General features: G+C 34.7%; 23 protein-coding genes. 17 read left to right on the top strand and 6 right to left on the bottom strand.

Going from position 1 to position 21,410, the window contains the following annotated elements; translation table 11 throughout:
- Window positions 1–316 precede the first annotated feature (316 nt).
- From RTY06_RS16230 to RTY06_RS14890, 3 genes are all read left to right on the top strand, one after another.
- Complete coding sequence (locus RTY06_RS16230) at window positions 317–514, top strand: hypothetical protein (protein WP_409450858.1); 198 nt, start codon at window positions 317–319, stop codon at window positions 512–514.
- 20 nt (window positions 515–534) lie between these two features.
- Window positions 535–2,106, top strand: coding sequence for a Na+/H+ antiporter (locus tag RTY06_RS14895; protein ID WP_312825765.1), 1,572 nt, complete (start codon window positions 535–537; stop codon window positions 2,104–2,106).
- Window positions 2,107–2,483: 377 nt separating this feature from the next.
- A complete protein-coding gene (locus tag RTY06_RS14890; RefSeq protein ID WP_078797893.1) occupies window positions 2,484–2,777 on the top strand; it encodes a putative quinol monooxygenase in 294 nt (97 codons plus the stop codon).
- Window positions 2,778–2,969: 192 nt separating this feature from the next.
- Here the strand turns inward: RTY06_RS14890 and RTY06_RS14885 are convergent, their stop codons facing one another.
- Complete coding sequence (locus tag RTY06_RS14885) at window positions 2,970–3,647, bottom strand: type 1 glutamine amidotransferase domain-containing protein (RefSeq protein ID WP_312825764.1); 678 nt, start codon at window positions 3,645–3,647, stop codon at window positions 2,970–2,972.
- Between the two features lie 201 nt (window positions 3,648–3,848).
- The gene (locus RTY06_RS14880) at window positions 3,849–4,412 is read right to left on the bottom strand and encodes a Crp/Fnr family transcriptional regulator (protein ID WP_312825763.1); all 564 of its coding nucleotides are present in this window, start codon (window positions 4,410–4,412) and stop codon (window positions 3,849–3,851) included.
- Between the two features lie 17 nt (window positions 4,413–4,429).
- Here RTY06_RS14880 and RTY06_RS14875 point away from each other — a divergent pair, with 17 nt between their 5' ends.
- The 12 genes from RTY06_RS14875 (at window position 4,430) to RTY06_RS14820 (ending at window position 15,913) form a co-directional block, all read left to right on the top strand.
- On the top strand, window positions 4,430–4,591 hold the full coding sequence (locus tag RTY06_RS14875; protein WP_312825762.1) for a hypothetical protein: 162 nt from the start codon (window positions 4,430–4,432) through the stop codon (window positions 4,589–4,591).
- Between the two features lie 287 nt (window positions 4,592–4,878).
- Entirely contained in the window at window positions 4,879–5,445 is a 567-nt protein-coding gene (gene hxlB / locus RTY06_RS14870) for a 6-phospho-3-hexuloisomerase (RefSeq protein WP_312825761.1), read from the top strand.
- A 41-nt stretch (window positions 5,446–5,486) separates the two neighbouring features.
- Window positions 5,487–6,116 (top strand): 3-hexulose-6-phosphate synthase, encoded by a 630-nt coding sequence (gene hxlA / locus RTY06_RS14865; RefSeq protein WP_312825760.1) that lies wholly within the window; start codon window positions 5,487–5,489, stop codon window positions 6,114–6,116.
- A gap of 198 nt (window positions 6,117–6,314) precedes the next feature.
- On the top strand, window positions 6,315–7,712 hold the full coding sequence (gndA, locus tag RTY06_RS14860; protein WP_312825759.1) for an NADP-dependent phosphogluconate dehydrogenase: 1,398 nt from the start codon (window positions 6,315–6,317) through the stop codon (window positions 7,710–7,712).
- Window positions 7,713–7,724: 12 nt separating this feature from the next.
- Window positions 7,725–9,245: a glucose-6-phosphate dehydrogenase gene (gene zwf / locus RTY06_RS14855; RefSeq protein WP_312825758.1), complete on the top strand. Its 1,521-nt coding sequence runs from the start codon at window positions 7,725–7,727 to the stop codon at window positions 9,243–9,245.
- Entirely contained in the window at window positions 9,238–9,966 is a 729-nt protein-coding gene (gene pgl, locus RTY06_RS14850; protein ID WP_312825757.1) for a 6-phosphogluconolactonase, read from the top strand. The genes zwf and pgl overlap by 8 nt, the downstream gene beginning before the upstream one ends.
- A 23-nt stretch (window positions 9,967–9,989) precedes the next feature.
- A complete protein-coding gene (locus RTY06_RS14845; protein WP_312825756.1) occupies window positions 9,990–10,865 on the top strand; it encodes a helix-turn-helix transcriptional regulator in 876 nt (291 codons plus the stop codon).
- A gap of 209 nt (window positions 10,866–11,074) precedes the next feature.
- Window positions 11,075–11,251, top strand: a complete 177-nt coding sequence (locus tag RTY06_RS14840) for a hypothetical protein (protein ID WP_312825755.1) — start codon at window positions 11,075–11,077, stop codon at window positions 11,249–11,251.
- Window positions 11,252–11,629: 378 nt separating this feature from the next.
- Window positions 11,630–13,330: an amino acid permease gene (locus tag RTY06_RS14835; RefSeq protein WP_312825754.1), complete on the top strand. Its 1,701-nt coding sequence runs from the start codon at window positions 11,630–11,632 to the stop codon at window positions 13,328–13,330.
- Window positions 13,302–13,637, top strand: a complete 336-nt coding sequence (locus RTY06_RS14830) for a DUF962 domain-containing protein (protein WP_312825753.1) — start codon at window positions 13,302–13,304, stop codon at window positions 13,635–13,637. Before RTY06_RS14835 ends, RTY06_RS14830 begins: the two co-directional genes overlap by 29 nt.
- Before the next feature lie 15 nt (window positions 13,638–13,652).
- Window positions 13,653–15,515 carry an ATP-binding protein gene (locus tag RTY06_RS14825; RefSeq protein WP_312825752.1) on the top strand — a complete coding sequence of 621 codons (1,863 nt, stop codon included), beginning with the start codon at window positions 13,653–13,655 and terminating at the stop codon, window positions 15,513–15,515.
- A 17-nt stretch (window positions 15,516–15,532) separates the two neighbouring features.
- Window positions 15,533–15,913 (top strand): response regulator, encoded by a 381-nt coding sequence (locus RTY06_RS14820; RefSeq protein ID WP_312825751.1) that lies wholly within the window; start codon window positions 15,533–15,535, stop codon window positions 15,911–15,913.
- 176 nt (window positions 15,914–16,089) lie between these two features.
- On the opposite strand, the gene RTY06_RS14815 is transcribed toward RTY06_RS14820, so the two are convergent.
- On the bottom strand, window positions 16,090–16,923 hold the full coding sequence (locus RTY06_RS14815; protein WP_312825750.1) for an aldo/keto reductase: 834 nt from the start codon (window positions 16,921–16,923) through the stop codon (window positions 16,090–16,092).
- Window positions 16,924–17,051: 128 nt separating this feature from the next.
- Between RTY06_RS14815 and RTY06_RS14810 the strand changes: the two genes are divergently transcribed.
- Window positions 17,052–17,777, top strand: a complete 726-nt coding sequence (locus RTY06_RS14810) for a shikimate dehydrogenase (protein ID WP_312825749.1) — start codon at window positions 17,052–17,054, stop codon at window positions 17,775–17,777.
- Window positions 17,778–17,785: 8 nt separating this feature from the next.
- Here the strand turns inward: RTY06_RS14810 and RTY06_RS14805 are convergent, their stop codons facing one another.
- The 3 genes from RTY06_RS14805 to dacB form a co-directional block, all read right to left on the bottom strand.
- A complete protein-coding gene (locus RTY06_RS14805) occupies window positions 17,786–18,391 on the bottom strand; it encodes a hypothetical protein (RefSeq protein ID WP_312825748.1) in 606 nt (201 codons plus the stop codon).
- Window positions 18,388–18,873 (bottom strand): DNA-deoxyinosine glycosylase, encoded by a 486-nt coding sequence (locus tag RTY06_RS14800; protein WP_312825747.1) that lies wholly within the window; start codon window positions 18,871–18,873, stop codon window positions 18,388–18,390. The genes RTY06_RS14805 and RTY06_RS14800 overlap by 4 nt, the downstream gene beginning before the upstream one ends.
- 251 nt (window positions 18,874–19,124) lie before the next feature.
- On the bottom strand, window positions 19,125–20,498 hold the full coding sequence (gene dacB / locus RTY06_RS14795) for a D-alanyl-D-alanine carboxypeptidase/D-alanyl-D-alanine-endopeptidase (protein ID WP_312825746.1): 1,374 nt from the start codon (window positions 20,496–20,498) through the stop codon (window positions 19,125–19,127).
- A 134-nt stretch (window positions 20,499–20,632) separates the two neighbouring features.
- Between dacB and trhA the strand changes: the two genes are divergently transcribed.
- Window positions 20,633–21,268, top strand: coding sequence for a PAQR family membrane homeostasis protein TrhA (gene trhA / locus RTY06_RS14790; protein WP_312825745.1), 636 nt, complete (start codon window positions 20,633–20,635; stop codon window positions 21,266–21,268).
- Window positions 21,269–21,410 lie beyond the last annotated feature (142 nt).

Raw genomic sequence — 21,410 nt, 5'->3', positions numbered from 1 at the left:
TTATATTCAAAAGAAGTTTAAACAAAATAAAAATTAATTTATGCTAAATGCACAAAGGGTATTTTTTATTAATTTAGTTCGATTGAAAAAGCATTCGCTACGTTTGATTTTCATAGAACTTTTAGTTCTTCGAAATCCCGCACTTCGCTAATACTTTTTACGTTAGGCGACACCCTTTCAAACAAACCGCATAAAAAATATCAAGTTTCACAAAGTGACGTTTTTTCATTTTTAAAAAGCACATTATTCACATTTCATTAGTTTTAAAAAATTATTTTTGTCTTACAAAAAAAACATAATTAGGCAAATAAGCACTATGAATTATAAAAACATCCGAGAAGAAGAACTAAAAAATAAAATCGGAGCAGATGGGTTTGTAAATAGTCAGCAAAAAGTGGACACGAATTTTGATAACGCAGCCATGCTTCAAATACTCAAAAAACTAGGCTATACTTATTGTGGCGAGGTTTACCTGGCAGGCAGTGAAAGAAAAGCTTTCGAGAAACTTCTTTAATCATAAAATCTAAAAACTAAATGCTGGAGAATCTCACATTTTACCTGATCCTGGTGATCATCATCGTTTTGCTGGTGATGCTTTCCAAAAAAATAAAAGTTGCATATCCGGTTTTGCTGGTCCTGGCCGGTCTGGGCATCAGTTTTATTCCCGGCACGCCTATAATTCATATAGAACCTGAACTGATATTTTTTATATTCCTGCCGCCACTTTTGTATGAAGCTGCCTGGGCGACTTCGTGGAAAGAATTGTGGCGCTGGCGCAGGATTGTGGTCAGTTTTGCTTTTGTGGTGGTGTTTATCACCTCTTTGGTTGTAGCTTTTGTCGCCAATCATTTTATTCCTGGTTTTTCGCTGGCGCTGGGTTTTCTTTTGGGTGGAATAGTTTCGCCGCCGGATGCCGTAAGTGCTGGTGCGATTTTGAAATTTGTAAAAATTCCGAAACGGTATTCTTCGATTCTTGAAGGTGAAAGTTTGCTGAACGATGCTTCATCATTGATTATTTTCCGCTTTGCAATGATTGCCGTTGCGACAGGACAATTCATCTGGCATGAAGCTGCCCTTAGTTTCGTGTGGATGTGTATCGGTGGTGCTGGAATCGGAATCCTTTTAGGATTTTTCTTTATGAAGATGCACCGCTTGTTGCCAACTGACGCCAATATCGATATCGTGCTCACACTCGTGGCGCCGTTCTTCATGTATCTGGTAGCGGAAGAGCTTCACGCGTCCGGTGTTCTGGCTGTAGTTTCTGGTGGTTTGTTGCTTTCTAACAGAAGTCATTCGTTTCTGGCTACCTCATCGCGTTTGGGGACACTGAATGTCTGGAGCAGTTTGGTTTTTTTGCTGAATGGTATTGTTTTTATGATGATTGGTCTCGACCTTCCACAGATTGTTTCAGGGCTTGAAACAGACTGGTTCACAGCATTCGGTTATGGCGTTTTGATTACAGTTATTCTGATGATAACAAGAATCGTTGCGGCTTATGGCGCCGTATTGATCACGATGATTATGCGTAACTTCATCACTGTTGCCGACCGACAAAATCCAGGCTGGAAAGTACCTGCTTTAATTGGTTGGACGGGAATGCGCGGCGTGGTTTCACTGGCTGCTGCACTTTCAATTCCGCTGACATTGCAGGATGGAACACCCTTTCCGCACAGGAACTTGATTTTATTTATCACTTTCGTGGTCATCCTGCTTACTTTGGTGGTTCAGGGATTGACGCTGCCTTTTCTCATCAAAAAATTCAAAGTTCAGGATCCTGATTTTACCCGCTCTGAAAAGGAAATCGATAATGAAATCCGGAACGAACTTGCAAAAATAGGAGTGAAGAGAATCCGGGATACCCATTTTGAAAAACTTGAAAAATTCCCGGCGTTACAGGATCAGTTGCAAATCTGGGAAAACCGTGTGAACAGTTCGGAAGTTATTCTGAATTTTCCGGAATACCGTGAAATTTACCTGGATATCATAAACCAGCAGCGCGAATGGCTGATCTCCAAAAACCGTGAGGAAATTCTGCTGGATGAAGAAATTATACGTAAACATTTAAAAATGCTCGATTTACAGGAGGAAAAACTGGGAATGAATTAGAAAGCACGAACCATGAAAACCCTGTTGAACCCTTCGGTTTCGCTCAGGATAGGCTGCAGCTTCGGGAGCTTTTTCAGTATTATGGGTTTATCGACGAAGGATTTTAGAGATTTACAGAAGACTTCTAGAAAAATCTCTTTTTTGGGTCGTTTTATTTTTAGTAACTTTCTAAAATAACGTTAAACTCTCCAAGCAATCGGATGAAATATTTATGATGAATAAATTCTAATGAGAGAGAACATTAGAAAATTTGCTAATTTTCGATGATTAACATTAACGTTATTTAACATCTTTTGAATTTTTATTTTGATAAGGAAAACTTATTTTTGTTATAAAGAGTTGAAGAATACTCTTAATAACACCAAAAATTTTATATTATGGAAAAGTTTGCAATATTAGCAAGAGTAGAAGCAAAACCGGGTAAAGAAAATGACGTATTGGAATTCCTAAAGTCTGCGTTACCGCTTGCCGAAGGTGAGCCAGGAACCGTAAGATGGTATGCTTTACAAATTGGCCCTTCTACTTTTGGTATATTCGATACGTTCGAAACTACAGATGCAAGAGATGCTCACTTGAATGGTGAGATTGCAAAGGCTTTAATGGCCAATGCTTCTGAATTACTTGCTAAAGAACCTGTACTTGAAATGGTAGATCTACTAGCAGTAAAGTAAGCAATCGAACACCAATTTTTAATACCGTTAAATGTAGCCAGGCATCTCCCCTGCTCCATTTTTTTTATATAGTTTTGTGAGAGGTTGAACCTTTGCTATGTATACAAGATTTATCTTGATTATTCGAATAAAATTTCAATTTAGCACAAAAAAAAGAGACTGAAAAAACAGTCTCTTTTGTATTGTTAACTATTATAGTTTTTTAAGTTCTTCTAAAACAGCTTCGCCAACTGCATGAGCAGATTGAGGATTTTGTCCTGTTACCACTCTTTCGTCTACGGTAACGTGAGTTTGCCATAAACCAGATTTTTCAAACTTGGCTCCGCGTTCTATTAATTTAGATTCTAATCTAAATGGAACCACTTCATCTAATTTCACAGCAGCTTCTTCTTCGTTGGTGAAAGCATTGATTTTTTTGCCATCTACCAAGTATTTTCCATTGCTGAGTTTAATGTTCACCAATCCGGCAGGACCGTGACAAACCGCACTTACGATTCCATTTTTTTCGTAGATTTTTTGTGCGATTACTGCCAATTCTTCATTATCTGCAAAATCCCACATCGTACCGTGACCTCCAGCATAAAGAATCCCTACATATTTATCAGGATTTACTTCTGAAGGCGTCATGGTGTTCTGAATTTTATTTTGATAATATTCATCTGCCAAAAATCTTTCATTAACCTTATCATCTGGAGTATTTCCGTAATACGGCGGTTTTCCACCTTTTGGACTCACGAAATCTATTTCGTAACCAGCATCTACTAATACAGCCCAAGGATGCGTAACTTCACCTAAATAATAACCGGTAGATTCACCAGTGTTTCCTAATTCGCCGTGGCTCGTTACCACCAATAATACTTTTTTACTCATTTTGTTAGATTTAATTGTTTGTGCATTGATCATATTAATCCCTAAAAAAAGAATACAACCCGTAAAGAAAATAATCTTGGATAAAAACTTTTTGTGATTCATTTTACTATTGATTTTTAATTATTTGATAGTGCAAAGGTAAATGCAGCTCCACACAAACAACAGGACCTACCTCACAACTTTTTTGTGACCTACATCACATTACACCGAAAGCCGACTCAAAGTTTCTCTGGAAACACCTAAATATGAAGCAATTAAAGTTTTGGCCAATCGTTGTAAAAGTGTAGGATATTGAGAAATAAATTGTTCGTAGCGTTCTTTGGCATTGCTATTCAGCAGAGACAAAATCCTTCTTTGGAGCGCGATATAACCATTATTAGACCTTTTCCTGAAAAAATGTTCTATTTTATGCATATCTGCACAGAGTTTTTCTCGGTTATAGAGAGACAAAGTAAGTACTTCGGTAGATTCTAATGCATCAATGGTAAAAGTAGCTTCCGTTTGATTAAAATATGCTTGATAATCGGTAATCCACCAATCTTCCATTGCAAATTGCATGATGTGCTCTTTCCCTTCTTTATTCAGGTAAGAAGCTTTTAACAAACCATTCATCACAAAATAATCATTTTGTACGGTATCTCCTTCTTGAATTAAAATCTGATGCTTTTTAAATTTTTTCAAGGTAAAATGAGACAGGATATACTCGAACTCCTGGTCAGTTAATGGTGTAATTTTCTCAATTTGACGTCTTAAAATCTCACTCATATTTTTATCATCCTAAATTGCAAACAAAAGAATTATTGACTCCAAATGTAAACTCTGAAGGAACTAATATCTCACACAACTCTAATTTTATTGTTAATTCTTTAGCCAAAACTATCACAGCGATGATTGCATTGAAATTGGTAAGCTTAGGAAAATGGAATTTTAACGAACCTATATAAGTATACCATCCATTAAAATTGTCTCCCAGTTGAAATAAAAATTTTTCAAAAAAAATATTAGATAAAGCAAAAATAAGTAAAACGGTTAAAACTGTTACTATACAGCGGTTTATAAAAGAGCAATACTTAGTTGGAAGTTGTTGTACGTTATCCAATAGGTAAATGTTAGATGGTCGCAAATGTATATTATATAATATTATTTGTATAATATCAGGAGAATTGGGAAGTATAACTTTGCATTATCAAATTAGAAGAAATAATTATTAAAGTTCTTCTAAAAGCTAAAAATGGAACAAGTGAATACTACAATCGACAATTTAAAAAAGATCCTGATTGAAAATGAAGAAATCTCAACTCTTCTGAATCCAGAATCTCTATCGTTGCTTGAAAATCATATTAAGCAAGCAAAACGTATATTTTTTATAGGAGCTGGACGTACTGGATTAGCATTAAAAATGGCAGCTATGAGGTTTATGCACCTTGGATTTGAAGTGCATGTAGTGGGAGAAACTACAACACCGGCTATTTTAGAAAATGATCTGCTTATAGTCGGTTCCGGTTCTGGCACAACATCAACCCTTGTGCTTGCTACAGAAAAAGCTAAAAAACAAAATGCCACAGTAATTGCAATTACAGCAGATGAACATAGTAAAATCGCAACTCTATCAGATCAAATAATAGCCATTAAAGCAGCTGTAAAAACCGATTTCGGTACATCTGCTTCTGAGCAATATGCAGGTAGCTTATTTGAACAATCTGTTTTGTTGATTTTAGACGCAGTCTTTATGACGCTATGGCAGAAATCAGGATTAACAAAAGAAAATCTTTGGCCGAAACATGCCAATCTCGAATAATTAAAATACAATTAAATTTTTAAATTTTTAAATTTTATATCATGACTAAATTACAAGTAGCAATTGACTTATTAACTACTGAAGCAGCCTTAGAATTGGCAGAAAAAGTAGCACCTTATGTAGATATCATTGAGTTAGGTACTCCATTAATCAAGGCAGAAGGTCTTAAAGTAATCACAGCAATGAAGGCCGCTCATCCAAATAAACTGGTATTCGCAGACCTTAAAACTGCTGATACAGGTGCATTAGAAGCAGAAATGGCATTCAATGCTGGAGCAGACTTAGTAACCGTAATGGGTGCTGTAGATGATGCAACAATTATTGGCGCTATAGAAGCTGCGAAAAAAGCGGGTAAAAAAGTAGTAGTAGATACAATCGGTGTTAAGAATCGTGTACAACGTGCTAAAGAAGTAACTGCTTTTGGAGTAGAGTTTGTGGAATTACACGCTGGTTTAGATGAACAAGCATTACCAGGTTATAATGTACAAAAATTAATCAGCGAAGGTAGAGAAGCTCAAGTTCCTTTCTCAATCGCTGGGGGTGTTAACATCAACACAATAAAAGATGTCGTAGCTGCTGGTGCTGCAGTAGCAGTAGCTGGTGGAGCAATCTATGGTGCAGAAAATCCTGCCGCAGCTGCAAAAGCTTTAAAAGAAGCAATAATGGCATAATTTGCTATTAACTCACCATCAAAGTCTTCTCTATTATTGTAGGGAAGACCTTGTTCTATGCTTTTGATGATATAAATTCTCTTTTTTCAATCTCTGCATATTAAAATAAGGATTAATTTTAGTGTGGGATTTTAAATTCAGAATGGTTAATATTTCAATTAGTTTGTTAGTAATTGATATTAATAAAAAACTTAGAAAATGATCACATATAATTTCGGTATAGTTGGTTTAGGTGTTATGGGCAGAAATCTATTGCTCAATATGGCTGACCATGGGTTTGCTGTAGCAGGTTTAGATTTGGATCAAGAAAAAGCAGATTCATTACAGGCAGAAGCTCAGGAAGGTCATTCTGTTTTTGCAACTGTTAAACCAGAAGACTTTGTAAAGTCCTTAGAACAACCAAGAGCTATAATGCTATTAGTTCCGGCTGGTGCTCCAGTAGATGGAGCAATTAAAACATTGCTTCCATTTTTGGACGAAGGCGATATTATTATTGACGGAGGAAACACGTATTTTACAGATACAGACAGAAGATATAAAGAGCTTTCTTCAAAAGGAATCCATTTTTTCGGAATGGGTATTTCTGGCGGAGAAAGTGGGGCAAGAAGAGGCCCAAGCATGATGCCCGGAGGAGATAAGATAGCTTACGAACGTTTACGTCCAATCTTCGAAGCCATAGCTGCAAAAGTAGATGGTGAACCTTGTGTAGAATTTTTAGGCAACGGATCTGCTGGAAATTATGTAAAAATGGTGCATAACGGTATAGAATATGGAATTATGCAGCTTATTGCAGAAACCTATGATATGATGAAAAATGTTTATCATTTGGATCATGAAACCATTCAACAATTATTTGAACAATGGAATAAAGAAGAATTAAACTCTTTCCTTATTGAAATTACAGCTGATATTTTGAAGCAAAAAGAAGGTGATGAACATTTGGTTGATTTAATTTCAGACTGGGCTAAGTCTAAAGGAACAGGAAAATGGACTTCACAAAATGCAATGGATTTACAGGTTCCGGTTCCAGTTATTGATGCTGCTGTAAATATGAGAGATATGTCTATATACAAACTCGAAAGAATACAGGCTTCAGCTTTATTAAAATGGAATAATGAAGAAAATATCAGTAATGCAAATTTAGATGATTTGAAAAAAGGACTGTACTTTGCCATTATAACCACTTATGCACAAGGATTAGCTCAACTTAAAATTGCTTCTGAAATCTATGGATACGATTTGAATTTAGAAACAATATGTAAAATTTGGAGAGGAGGATGTATTATTAGAGCCATTTTATTAGAAGATTTTAGACAAGCATTTGCAACAGAATCCGATTTACCAAACGTAATGCTCGATAAGCACATTGCAGAAAAACTGATTACAACACAAAGCAGTATTCGTAATGTTTTGAAAAACACTATTCAAAATGGAACTCCAGCTTCTGCATGGATGAACGCATTATCTTATTTTGATGCTTATCGTTCTGAAAAATTGCCAACCAATCTTATTCAAGCGCAACGTGATTTCTTTGGAGCACACACGTATGAAAGAATTGACAAAGATGGAATATTCCACACCCGTTGGGAATCGTAAAAAATAAATCAAATGAAAAATAATGATAAAAAACCAACTTCTATTGTCATTTTTGGCGCAACGGGAGATTTAGCAAAAAGAAAATTATTTCCTGCATTTTTTAATCTGTTTTTGGACGGTTGGATGCCAGAAGATTTTGAACTTCTTTCTTTAGGAAGAACAGAACATACTCAGGAAGAATTCAGAAATTATATTTTAGAAAATATCAACGATTTTTCGAGAATCAAGAACTTTTCTGAAGAGAAATGGAATCAATTCAAAGAAAAAATCAAATTTGTCAGATTCGATATTACACAAGAAGAATCTTTCATTCAGTTGAAAAATCAACTTGACGGCATAGATGCTAAATTAGGTGCCAGAGCCAACCGTCTTTTTTACCTTTCGGTAGCGCCAAGCTTTATTGAAAAAGTTTCAAAAAGCCTTAAAGAAAATGGCTTGGCTAATAATATGAATCAAGATCGCATGATTATCGAAAAGCCTTTTGGATACGATAAAGATTCGGCTGTGGCGCTTAATGCAATGTTAGCAAAAACGTTCAAAGAAGAGCAAATCTACAGAATTGACCATTATTTGGGTAAAGAAAATGTACAGAACATTTTAGCGTTCCGTTTTGGTAACACTATTTTCGAACCACTTTGGAATAATAAATATATCGATTCTGTGCAGATTACTGTGGCGGAAACCGTAGGTGTTGAAGATCGTGGAGGTTATTATGACGGTTCGGGAGCATTGCGAGATATGATCCAAAACCATTTAATGCAGATTCTTTGTATGGTAGCTATGGAACCACCAACTGCATTTGAATCTACAGAAATCAGAAACCGAAAAGTAGATGTCTTAAAAAGTGTGAGAAGAATCAATTTAGAAGACATCAACCATTATACGGTTAGAGCACAATATACAGAAGGCGAGATTGATGGTAAAAAGAAATTAGGCTATTTGACAGAGCCAGGAGTTAATCCAAACTCAAATACAGAAACTTATGTTGCCATGAAATTTTATGTTGATAATGAGCGTTGGAAAGGTGTTCCGTTCTATATGCGCACAGGAAAACGTATGTCCAAAAAAGAATCTTCTATTGTAATCAGTTTTAAAGAAGTACCTTGTTCTACTTTTCAGGATGGAATAAAAAAAATGCAACCCAATAAATTAACCATCAATATTCAACCTGAAATGGATATCAATTTATCATTTATGACGAAAAAGCCAGGGCTTGACATGAAACTGAAACCTGCTGAAATGGTATTCGATTATTTTGAATGTGCACCAGATACACCGGAAGCTTACGAGACGTTATTGTTGGACGCTCTAGATGGAGATTCAACACTTTTTATGCGTTCTGATCAAGTGGAAGAAGCTTGGGATGTTATTGCGAATATTCAAACAGCATGGGAAAATGGAAGCGTGTCAAAAATGGTAACTTATCCTGCTGGAAGCTCAGGGCCAGAAGCAGCAGATGAATTGTTGAAGAGACAAGGACATACTTGGCTGAGTAATTCTAATGAAACATTGAAAACCAAAAAAGGTGCTTAATATACAATCATCAACGGAAGAAATATTTAAAACGGCAGCACAATTATTTGTAGCTGCCGCTTGTGATGCAATAGATCAAAAAGGCTTTTTTACAGTTGCTTTAACGGGAGGATCTTCGCCAGAAGGGCTATACAAACTTTTGTCCGAGGATCAATACAAAAATCAAATTGACTGGACTAAAGTTCTTGTTTTTTGGGGAGATGAAAGATGGGTTCCTTTAGATAATGAGCTAAGCAATGCTAAAATGTCACAAGAAACACTTTTACAAAATGTTCCTGTACTGTCATCTAATGTTTTTCCAATGTATGCAGATGGTGTAAAGCCCGAAGATTTTGCATCAACTTACAATACACTTTTACATGAAAAACTTGGAGATGATGGAATAATGGATTTTATTCTTTTGGGGATGGGAAGTGATGGACACACTGCTTCATTATTTCCTGGAACTGCCGTTCTTGAGGAAAAAGAAAAATGGGTTGCTGCTTATTATTTAGATGCACAGCAAATGTATAGGATCACTCTTACAGCTCCTTTTTTAAACAAAGCAAAAAAAATAATCGTGTTAACTTTTGGCGATGCTAAGGCTGATGCCTTGAAAGAAGTGTTGGAAGGAGATTATAATCCGTCCCTCTATCCATCGCAATTATTAAAACCCACAATAGGAGAACTTTTGTTTTTAGTGGACGAAAAAGCGGCAAAATATTTGAGCAATAACGATTGATTAGCAAAAAGAAAAACTACAATATGTTTACACATTATCTTAAAGATATACAGCATAATTCTGAAAGGCCAATCTCGCCTTTTCATATTTTTGATTTGGATAAAGAGGATATGGAGCAATATCGAAATCCTCATACAAAAGACCATTTTTGTCTTCTGTTTGTTAAAAAAGGAAGTATGAAAATGCAAGTAGAAGATCGTCGTTATGATGTCAGTGAAAATTGCATAAGCATTATATTTCCTGGTCAATTATCCTCAAAAGAACAAATCAGTGATGATTTTGATGGAAAAATGATTTTATTTGATGAAGTATTATTCTGTTCAGATATTTTAAAAAATGAGTTAAGTATTTACAATCACAATATATCCGTTAAGCTAAACCATATTGAATTACCCGTTGCCGAAACAAATGAAGTACAAATGTTATTGGAACAAATTGAAAAGTTGTATGATGACCTAACCTCTGTCAAAAAAGAGCAAGCACGATTTTTTATCAAGATAACATTGTTGAAATTAGTGGAGTTTGCACATACAAAATGGGATAAAGATAAAGTAACAAATGAGAATACCAGACTTTATGGAAAATTTCTTGAATTGTTGGAACGCCATTATAAAACGGAACGAATGGTTAGTTGGTACGCTGAAAAACTACTTATTTCACCAAAGAAATTAAATGAAATAACGAAGAAAGCTGCAGGTTTAACTTCTATTGAAACCATTCACGCAAGAATAATGAACGAGATCAAACAATTGCTGTTACTATCCAGTTATTCTCATAAAGAAATTGCTTTTGAACTTGGATTCAATTCGCCAGCAGCGTTGAATAAGTTTGTGCGTGCAAAATTGGATGAAACCCCAACAAATCTGCAACAACAATTGGTACAAATGTATAATACATAGACTTAACTTGGTAGCATAAACGCCTATGATTAGAGGTGGGTTTGTATTACAAATTAAAAATATATGTTACCATCAGTTCAATTAAAAAATACGCAAGCATTTCAGAATCTTGCATCACATTTCGAGGACACAAAAGATGTGCAGATTAAGGATTTATTTTCAAAAGATCCACAACGATTTTCTTCTTTTCTATCTTATGGAATGATATTTTGTTCAATTATTCAAAGAACAGAATCACAAAAGAAACATTTGATTTATTGCTTGAATTAGCAAATGAAATGAAACTTCAGGAAGCTATTGAAAAGATGTTCGCAGGCGATAAAATTAATGCAACAGAAGGAAGAGCTGTTTTACATAGAAGCGGTCTTTTTTCTAGACCATTATAAATTGCATGTTTTCTTAATTCAGTATTTTTGAAGTAATAATCTAATGTTAAACTTGATATTCTTAAGTTTATTTTCTAACTCAAAAACAGCAAATCTCCTTTCAAGGAATCTGATTTGTACTCCAATTCATAAAAAATCTATGAGTCTGAGCATCTAATAATCATATGAATAAAATACTAATGATGTAAATAATTCTTTTCATATTAATGTTACAATCCATTTTTCTTAATTATACCAAAAACACAAAATATAAGACCATTATTCTTCGTGACTATAACTTATTACAATATTAAAAAATAGCATTGTGATTAACATTTTTTTAACAAAACCATCAAATTTTCATTACATTTGTTTCTTTGACCAAAATTAATAACTTAGATGAGTTCACTTTTCAGAAGAAAACACTACGCAGAGAATGCAGATTCGGGACAACTTAATAGAGTTCTTGGAACTTGGGACATTGTATTTTTTGGGATTGCCGCCATTATTGGAGCAGGAAGTTTCAGCAGTTTGGGAGAAGCTATTTTCCGTGGAGGACCCGGCGTTATTGTTTTATATCTGATTTGTGGTTTTGCCTGCGCTTTTACAGCCTTATGTTATGCCGAATTTGCAAGCAGAATCCCTACTGCAGGAAGTGCTTACACCTATGCTTATGCCAGTTTCGGAGAGTTGATTGCTTGGGTTATCGGTTGGGCTCTGATTATGGAATATTCTTTCGGAAATATTTATGTAGCATTCTCGTGGTCAGATTATTTCACCAGTTTTATAGAAAGAATCGGGGTTCATATTCCTGATTATTTTACCTGTAGTTATACCGAAGCTAAAAAAGCTTTCCTCAATAATTCAACAAACGGAGAACTCATCAACGCTTGGAAATCTGCACCAATTATAGGCGGATTGAAAATCATTGTTGATATTCCTGCTTTGGTTATTAATGGATTAATCACTTGGCTTTGTTATCAAGGAATCAAGGAAAGTAAGAACTTCAACAACTTTTTTGTAATTCTGAAGTTGTTTGTCATTCTTTTGGTAATCGCAGTTGGTGTAGGTTATGTGAATACAGGAAACTGGTTCCCGACCAATGATACAGCAACATCAGGTTCTTTTATGCCTAATGGATTTGCGGGAGTAATGTCCGCAGTTTCAGGTGTTTTCTTTGCTTATATCGGATTTGATGCCATTTCTGTTCTGTCAGAAGAGACCAAAAATCCTCAAAAAGACCTTCCGAAAGGAATGCTTATTTCTCTTGGACTTTGTACTGTGATTTATATTATTCTGACTTTAGTTTTAACAGGATTAGTAGATTATAAAAGATTTGATGGGATTGGAGACCCGTTGTCATTTGTTTTTGACAAGAGCAATCTCAACCTTCCTTGGATGGAATTTGTAGTCGCTTTGATTGCAATTGTTGCGATTACAACAGTTCTTTTGGTGTTCCAAATGGGGCAACCGAGAATCTGGATGGCAATGTCGAGAGACGGACTTTTACCAAAGAAATTCCAAGAAGTTCACAGCAAGAACAAAGTTCCTTCTTTTGCAACCATCGTTACAGGAATCGTAGTAGGTATCCCTATCCTATTCACCGATAAAACTTTCATTCTAGATTTCACAAGTATCGGAACTATCTTTGCATTTGTTTTAGTATGTGGTGGTGTTTTAATGTTGCCTCCAAAAGAAAAAATCAAAGGCAGATTTCATTTGCCTTATATTAATGGGAAGATTATTTTTCCTACAATTTTCATTGGTGGATTGGTATTTTTCTACTTTTTTCAGCCAGAATTCTTCCACAATTTAACTAATATTAATGACCCGAAAGAAGGCGAATTCAGACTAGCAATTATTTTTTATTTGATTGCAAATTTTATCCTGTGCGGTCTTACATTTATTAAAAATCTTTCATTAATCCCATTGATTGGTCTAAGTTCTTGCCTTTATCTATTGACGGGAATGAGCCACGAGAACTGGTTTTGGTTTGGTCTTTGGTTTGCTATAGGTCTGGTTATATATTTCTTATACGGATATAAGAACAGCAAGCTAAATATGTTAAACAATGGAAACTCAAAAAATCAAAACGTATAAAGAATTTTATCAATTTTATTTATCAGAACATTCTAAACCTCTCACAAGGTTATTTCATTTTATAGGCATTTTACTGGTATTTGTGGTTATATCTTATGTGTTACAATCCGGGAAAGAACGATTTCTTTGGTACTGTCCTATTTTCGGATTTGGTTTAGGATGGTTAAGCCACGCTATTTTCGAAAAAAACACACCATTAACTTTCCGATATCCCGTTTGGAATTTGATTGCAGATTTTCAAATGTTTTTTGAACTAATCATTGTAAAACAAAAATTGTACACGCCTTTATCTCCTGAAAAAAATTAATGATTCATCAAAACAATGAAGAAATTTTTAAAAACTGATATCTCCCACGAGTCGCTAGCGCAGCTTCTGATTCAGGCGCCTGTTGCCCTTTCAATGCTAATGGGGGAAGAACTCGTTATCCAGGCTGCTAATCCTCAGATTTTAGAATTATGGGGAAAATCTCCCAATGTCATCGGAAAAAAAATCATTGATGCCATCCCGGAACTAGAAGGTCAGCCTTTTATAGGTATCCTTCTTAATGTTTTGAAAACAGGCGTTGCTTACAAAGGTTACAAAGAAAAAGCATATCTCGTAAGAAATGGGAAAACCGAAGAATGTTACTTTGATTTTGTTTATTCTCCGATTTATAATGATGAAGAAACAGAAGTAATTGGTGTAAGCATTGTAGCCACAGAAAGCACCGAACAAGTTCTCTCTGAAATCAAATTGCAGGAAACCGAGGTCAAATTCGAGAACCTCATTAAACAATCCGATTATTCTGTTGCTGTGTACAAAGGAGAAAATTTGATTATTGATATTGCTAATGATAAAATGCTGGAAACCTGGGGAAAAAGTGCTGATGTTATCGGAAAAAAATTAGAGGAAGCACTCCCGGAATTGGAAGGTCAACCGTTTATTGAAATCCTGAAAAATGTTTTAAGAACAGGTAAAACTTACTCCGCATCCGAAGATAAAGTCATGCTGGAAATCAATGGAAAACTAGAGACTTTCTACTACAATTTCTCTTATAAACCGCTTTTCAACAGTAAAAATGAAGCTTATGCCATCCTGAATGTGGCGGTGAATGTAACAGATCTTGTTCTGGCAAAACAAAAAGTAGCCGAAAACGAAGCGCGTTTCCGCAATCTTACAGATTCTATTCCTACGATTGTTTGGACCACGGATCAAGATAATAATATCAATTATTACAACAAAAGATGGTATGATTTCACAGGTTTTGAAGGTGTAGATTCCAGAGAAAGTGCAAGCCGCAAAATCCTGCATCCGGATGATGTAGAAAGAGCGATAAATGTATGGACAGAAAGCCAAAAAAACGATACACCTTATGAAATAGAATACCGCTTCAGAGATAAATCAAAACCAGATTCTTACAAATGGTTTCTGGGAAGAGCGGTACCTGTCAAAAATGAAGAAGGCATCACCACGCAATGGATTGGCACCTGTACAGATATTGATGAATTTAAACAATTCCAACAGCAGAAAGATAATTTTCTTGGAATTGCTAGTCACGAGCTCAAAACCCCACTCACCAGTCTTAAACTCTATTCACAATTTTTAGAAAAAAACCTGAGAAAACAGGATGATCATAAAAATGCCGATGTTGCCCAGAAAATGGATGATCAAATCAACAAATTAACCAGCTTGATTAATGATTTGCTAGATGTTACAAAAATGCAAAACGGCAAAATACTTCTAAATACTATCAAGTTTGATTTTGATGAACTCGTGGACGAAGTGATTGCGGAACAACAGATGAGCACAAGCCACAGAATCTATCTGGAAAACGAAAGAATTGGAAATATCTATGGCGACAAAAATAGAATTTCGCAAGTCATGACTAATCTCATAAGCAATGCGATAAAATATTCTCCCGACTCCGACAAGATACAAATCACAACAAAATTAACAGAACAAGACTATGTCCATTTCTCTGTGAGAGACTTTGGAATCGGCATTCCTGAGGATAAGCAAGATCGAGTTTTCGAGCAATATTACAGAGTCAGCGGAAGCAAAGAACATACGTTTCCAGGACTTGGTCTGGGACTTTATATCTCATCCGAAATTATAAAAAGAAGCGGTGGCAGGATTTTTGTAAATTCTGTTGAAGGGAAAGGTTCAGACTTCTGTTTTGAAATTCCCCAAAATTACAACCATTAATTAATTACTTTAAGAAAATGTCAACTTCAAAAAAAATATATGTTGTAGATGATAGCCCTGCCATTCTAGACTCAGTCAAATTGATGCTCAATATGGAAGGTTATGATGTAGATAATTATGAAAAAGGGTCTGAGATGTTCAACTCTCTTCAGACTTCTTCCACCAAACCTGATGTGATTCTGATGGATATGTGGCTTTCCGGAGAAGACGGACGAGACATCTGCAAAATGATAAAGGCACATCAGGACTTTAAGAACATTCCGGTGGTGATTATGTCAGCCAGCCGAGGTTTAGGAGATTCTGCAATAGAAAGTGGCGCGATAGATTTCATTCCAAAACCATTTGACCTTGGAGAAATTGTTGAGAAAATTAGATATTACTCTAGTTCTGGTGAGTAATTTTGGGGCAACTTAGTCCGCCTTTCATTCACAATTGTTACTCTGAGGCTCTCGAAGAGTCTGGTCAAGTCAGGTTGATAAGGATTCAACGTTAAGAACACACAATAGCGAATTAATTATATAAAAAATCCGTTTTAAAACTTTTTAAAACGGATTTTACTTGTTCTTACTAAAATTTAAAAGTCTACTGTTTCAGGATTCAATCCAGAAAAACCTGTTTCTTCCAATGTCTTCAAAGCTTTCATATCACTTTCAGAAATCTTGAATCTTTCAAAATGTAAATTGTTGTAAATATTAGTCGGATTCTCAGATTTTGGTAAAACAATCACACCGGACTGCAGACAAAACTGAATACAAAGAATCGCAGGAGAAACACCATAACTGTCAGCAATATTTTTCAAATCCTCATCTTTTAGCAATCTTCCAGAACCAATCGGACTCCAAGCTTCTATTGCAATTCCTTTTTCTTTACAAAAATCTATAACTTGCGGTTGCGTGTATCCCGGATGAAACTCAATTTGATTGACTACAGGAATCACTTCTGCAGTTTCCAAAAGTGCTTCGATTTGTGGTAGCATAAAATTACTCACTCCAATTGCTTTTACAACGCCAGATTTGTAAACTTCTTCCATCGCTTTCCACGTTTCCGCATTGATTTCTTTCCAGTTATCAAATTGTTTAGCATTCGCAGGCCAATGGATGAGAAGCAAATCCAGATAATTGGTTTTCAGTTTTTTGAGAGATTGCTCCACAGAATATTTTACACCTTCTGTACTTCTGTTGGAATTCCAGATTTTGGTTGTGAGATACAAATCTTTTCTATCAATTCCAGATTCTTCAATCGCCTCTCCTATTTCCGCTTCGTTTCCGTAGATATCGGCTGTATCAATATGTTTGTAACCTGCTTTCAAAGCTTCTTTTACGGTTTTCTGAACACCTTCTGTTGTCTGCCAAGTTCCAAAACCTATTTCAGGAATTTCTGTCCCATTATTGAGAATAACATTTTTCATTTTAAAATAATTTGATTTTTTCGAAAGCCAAAATTACGCCAATAGAAAGAGATTTTAAAATAATTCAGCTGATGGAAGAATCAAAAAATTATGATGAATCTTGTGTTGATATTTCCTAAATTTGGACTATGGAAAAACAGGAATTCGGATTACTTGGGAAGAATATCTCTTACTCATTTTCAAAAAAATATTTCGAGGAAAAATTCAAAAAATTATTTCTAAAAAATCATTCATATAATTTCTTCGATATCTCTGAAATCGAAAATGTTACGCCTTTCTTAGAAAACCCGAATCTCATCGGAATGAATGTCACTATTCCTTACAAACAAGCGATTATCCCTTTCCTTGACGGATTGAGTGATGAAGCGCAACAAATCGGTGCTGTCAATTGTGTGAGTTTCCAAAACGGAAAAAAAATCGGTTATAATACAGATGCTTTTGGATTCGAAAAAACTTTACTTATTAATAAAAAAGACTACCATAAAAAAGCTTTGATTCTTGGAGATGGCGGCGCTGCAAAAGCGGTAAGATATATTCTTGATAAACATAATATCGAACATCAGACGATTTCCAGAAAATCTGAAATCACTTTTGAAAATCTCTCGGAAGACTTGGTAAAAGATTCTTTGCTGATTATCCAGACAACACCTGTTGGAACTTTCCCGAATGTAAATGATTCTGTTCAGTTTCCATTTGAAGCCATTACAGATAAACATTATGTGATTGATTTGATTTACAATCCTTCAGAAACTGCTTTTCTTAAAAAATCTGCAGAAAAGGGAGCAACAACACTTAATGGCTTTTATATGTTGGAACAACAGGCGGAAAGAGCTTGGGAGATTTGGAATGGATAAATAAAATTCTACAACTTAAGGTTAATCTTTTTCACCTCCTTAAGAGTAATTTTTGCCATTGAGCCATTTCCGCAATCAACATCAGCTTCTTTAACTGTAATATTTTCAGGATAAGAAAAATTAATTTCCATCACATTTTGCGCATTATAAATAGCATAAATATAAGCAAAGAATAAAGGTTTTTCTGATGTAGTAAAAGTCAAAACTTGTGATTCTTCTAATTTTGTTTTCTTTTTATTTCTAAATTGAAGTAACTCAACAGTTCCATTATCCAAAATATTCATACTATAATAATGCGAATGTCCAGAGTAATTGTTAATTTTTGTCGAATATCTAAAATCAAAATTATCATTTTTTTGATTCAATACAAATACATTTTTCTTTTTATCTTTCACTAAAATAACTTCAGCAAGAATTTCATTATCTATTTTAGATAATAACATATAGTAACTTGAATCTTCAGAGTTAATGAATACAGATTTATCAATTATTCTTTTCTCATTTTTTATAGTGTAACTAATTTGATAGTCAAAATTAAAAGTTTTTGATTCAGGATTTTGCCCAAAACAATTAACTGAAATCATTACTAATAGTGATAATAGAAAAGTTTTCATTGTTTAGTTTTTATTTTCAACCAAGATAGCAATTTCTCCTCAAACTTCACCGTATGAAGCGGACTTGTAGAAGGCAAAACTACAATCGGGATTTTAAAATTCTTGCCTAGAATCTTCAAAAGGTTTTTATAAGACTTTTGTCCGTTGCAAAAAATAGTTTTGATATTGGGATGATTTTGGATTAATTCAAAGATATCATTATCAATTTCATCTTTGATTTCTGTATCTAGACTTCCCTTTCTTTCGCAACTTTCGATGACATCCCAAAGTGCGACTTTATTGATTTTCAGTAATTCTAGTCTTGTGTTATAATCCGTTGAAAATCCTGAATCAAAAATATAAAACATCAATTTCCAAAACTGATTTTGCGGATGTGCATAATATTGTTGCATCTGCAAAGACTTAACTCCAGGAACAGAACCGAGAATCAGAATTTCTGAATGTTCATCTACAATTGGTGGAAAAGAATTGATTCTGTTCATTTTGTTTTATCGCAAAGTCGCAAAAATATTTAAAATTGATTTAGTAAAAGTCGCAAAAGTAAAATCTTCGATTTTAAAATTTTAACAAAGTTAAAATCTTTGTGCCTTGAAAACATTATAGATATTAATCTTTTGTGCCTTTGCGTTAAAATTCTAATACTTTATTTTAATGCCTTCGAGAGCCTCAGATTAACAAAACAGATAAGAAAGATGTCACACTGAGCGAAGTCGAAGTGTTTCTGCATTCTATTTTATTTCAAATTATCCAAAACCTTATACAAAGCATTACTGATACTTCCGCCTTGATAATTATTCATAATGATGGAAAACACAAAATTCTTACCATTTTTGGAAGTCTGATAACCTGCAAAAGACTTACTATCTTTGATAGTCCCGCTTTTCATTTTGATGCCATTTTGAGTTGGGAAACCTTCGTAAAAAGCATCAAACCAGTTTTGTTTTTTCGCATACAACAATGCCTGAACTTGCGCTTTTGCCGAAACATAATTCTGTGGAGAAAGTCCGCTTCCATCTGCAAAATTAATCATCATTGGATTAATTCCTTTTGATTTCCAAAAGTCTTTTAAAAAGTCAACACCAGTTTCAAAACTCGGGTTATTTCGTTTTTCTTTCGCCATTGTTTTGATTAATGTTTCTCCATAGAGATTGATACTTTTTCTCAAGAACCAATAGACTATTTTGTCCAACGTTGGCGATTTATATTCGAAAATCTGATTCTGAGTTGGAGCTTTGGAAATAGATTTCCCGGCAATCTTTTCATTATAATAAGTGGTTGTTTCCCCCGAAATAGTAATTCCGTTTTCTTCTAATAGCTTTTTGATTTCGACAGCTAATTGTATTGGTGGATTGGGCGTTGCACCGGAAACAGTCGTTACTTTTCCAGCAGGCAAAGTTCCATTAATCATTGCAGTTTCGGAATGTGGCGCAGTGAAAATTAGACTTTTATCAGAGTTTCCTCCGGTTTTCAGTTCATTAATCCAATTCACTTGATTCAAATCATAAGAAAAACTCTTAAACTGATTTCCATTAATATTAATATCAAACTGATTCTCTCTCCAGTTCACTCCAAAAGTTCCTGCACCGTAATAATTCCCTAAATCATTCCAAGGCCAACCTCCAGGCGTACTTTGAAAATCGAAATAAGAATCATCGATAATAAGATTACCTGATATTTTCTTGATTCCGGATTTCTTGATAGCATCTAATAACTGTTGTTTGAAGTTTTCAGGTTTGTAATTTTCCCAACGCCAAGTTCCCAAAGTAGGGTCGCCATTGGAAGTGATGTAAAAATCGCCTTCTAAAATACCATTCGATATCTTTCCAGAATATGAAGCTGTGGTTTTGAATTGATAATTCTTTCCCAAAGTTTCCAAAGCAGCAGCAGATGTGAAAATCTTTTGCGTGCTCGCCGTGGAAAGTCCTTTGTTCCCATTGTATTCATAAACAAGATTTCCATTCTCATCCGAAACATAGAAAGAAAGGTTTGCAGACAAAGCATTTGAAGTTGACAGCATTTCTTTCACAGATTTGTCCAAATTATCTGCTACAGACTGCGAGAAAATGATTTGTGAAATTAATAAAGGTACAATGAAAAGATTCTTCATTTCTGAATTTTTATCAAAACTAAGAATTTTAAATGATGTTAATAGTAATTAAACTCTGTTAAAACAAACATCTTCTGACAATAATCGCAACTTTGAAAAAGTTTAATAACTAACTTTACTTCAAAATCAACATTATGCCGAAAAAGAATAGAAAAAAAGAAGAGCTTTACAATGTGATTACACACGGTTTCGGAGCAATTCTGTCCGTTGTGGCTTTGGTTCTGATGATTGTTTATTCTGCTATCAGCGGAAGCGCTATTGCAATTGCCTCATCGTTGATTTTTGGACTGAGTCTCATTACACTCTACTCCGCTTCCACCATTTATCACGCTGTTTATAAACTGAAATGGAAAAAAATCTGCCAAAGGATTGACCATCTGAGTATCTATATTTTGATTGCCGGAACATACACACCTATTGCTTTACTTGGGCTGAAAGGCGCTTGGGGCTGGAGTATGTTTGGTGTCATCTGGGGAATGGCTTTGATTGGTTTTATATTTAAATTTTCTCCAATGAGAAACAATGAAAAAATCTCACTTTCTCTTTACGCATTGATGGGTTGGGCTGCCATTATTGCCATTAAGCCAATGATAGAAAATCTTTCCACAGGTGCATTAACACTGATTATTCTTGGTGGATTGTGCTATACTTTTGGGATTTATTTTTATGCTAAGGATAAGAAACCTTTTTACCATCCTATTTGGCATTTATTTGTTTTAGGTGGAAGCATAATGCACTTTTGTGCAGTTTTCTTTTTTATCTTGCCATAAATTCTAAAAAATATTAAACCACAAAAGTCACAAAAGATATAATTATAGAATATCTTTTGTGACTTTTGTGGTTTTTAAATAAAATCTTTATCGCAAAGATTTTTAATTGATATGTTGATAAAGCTTACGATTATTTATTCGC

Source organism: Epilithonimonas sp., from assembly GCF_032055105.1.
Taxonomy (GTDB): domain Bacteria; phylum Bacteroidota; class Bacteroidia; order Flavobacteriales; family Weeksellaceae; genus Epilithonimonas.
The sequence above is the reverse complement of the archived record's forward strand: the minus strand, read 5'-3'. Positions and strand labels throughout refer to the sequence as shown.

Bases quoted from the DNA above. Each gene is read 5' to 3' on its own strand.
- RTY06_RS16230 (WP_409450858.1), top strand. From the start codon at position 317: ATGAATTATAAAAACATCCGAGAAGAAGAACTAAAAAATAAAATCGGA.
- RTY06_RS14895 (WP_312825765.1), top strand. From the start codon at position 535: ATGCTGGAGAATCTCACATTTTACCTGATCCTGGTGATCATCATCGTT.
- RTY06_RS14890 (WP_078797893.1), top strand. From the start codon at position 2,484: ATGGAAAAGTTTGCAATATTAGCAAGAGTAGAAGCAAAACCGGGTAAA.
- RTY06_RS14885 (WP_312825764.1), bottom strand. From the start codon at position 3,647: ATGAGTAAAAAAGTATTATTGGTGGTAACGAGCCACGGCGAATTAGGA.
- RTY06_RS14880 (WP_312825763.1), bottom strand. From the start codon at position 4,412: ATGAGTGAGATTTTAAGACGTCAAATTGAGAAAATTACACCATTAACT.
- hxlB (WP_312825761.1), top strand. From the start codon at position 4,879: ATGGAACAAGTGAATACTACAATCGACAATTTAAAAAAGATCCTGATT.
- hxlA (WP_312825760.1), top strand. From the start codon at position 5,487: ATGACTAAATTACAAGTAGCAATTGACTTATTAACTACTGAAGCAGCC.
- gndA (WP_312825759.1), top strand. From the start codon at position 6,315: ATGATCACATATAATTTCGGTATAGTTGGTTTAGGTGTTATGGGCAGA.
- zwf (WP_312825758.1), top strand. From the start codon at position 7,725: ATGAAAAATAATGATAAAAAACCAACTTCTATTGTCATTTTTGGCGCA.
- RTY06_RS14845 (WP_312825756.1), top strand. From the start codon at position 9,990: ATGTTTACACATTATCTTAAAGATATACAGCATAATTCTGAAAGGCCA.
- RTY06_RS14835 (WP_312825754.1), top strand. From the start codon at position 11,630: ATGAGTTCACTTTTCAGAAGAAAACACTACGCAGAGAATGCAGATTCG.
- RTY06_RS14830 (WP_312825753.1), top strand. From the start codon at position 13,302: ATGGAAACTCAAAAAATCAAAACGTATAAAGAATTTTATCAATTTTAT.
- RTY06_RS14825 (WP_312825752.1), top strand. From the start codon at position 13,653: ATGAAGAAATTTTTAAAAACTGATATCTCCCACGAGTCGCTAGCGCAG.
- RTY06_RS14820 (WP_312825751.1), top strand. From the start codon at position 15,533: ATGTCAACTTCAAAAAAAATATATGTTGTAGATGATAGCCCTGCCATT.
- RTY06_RS14815 (WP_312825750.1), bottom strand. From the start codon at position 16,923: ATGAAAAATGTTATTCTCAATAATGGGACAGAAATTCCTGAAATAGGT.
- RTY06_RS14810 (WP_312825749.1), top strand. From the start codon at position 17,052: ATGGAAAAACAGGAATTCGGATTACTTGGGAAGAATATCTCTTACTCA.
- RTY06_RS14805 (WP_312825748.1), bottom strand. From the start codon at position 18,391: ATGAAAACTTTTCTATTATCACTATTAGTAATGATTTCAGTTAATTGT.
- RTY06_RS14800 (WP_312825747.1), bottom strand. From the start codon at position 18,873: ATGAACAGAATCAATTCTTTTCCACCAATTGTAGATGAACATTCAGAA.
- dacB (WP_312825746.1), bottom strand. From the start codon at position 20,498: ATGAAGAATCTTTTCATTGTACCTTTATTAATTTCACAAATCATTTTC.
- trhA (WP_312825745.1), top strand. From the start codon at position 20,633: ATGCCGAAAAAGAATAGAAAAAAAGAAGAGCTTTACAATGTGATTACA.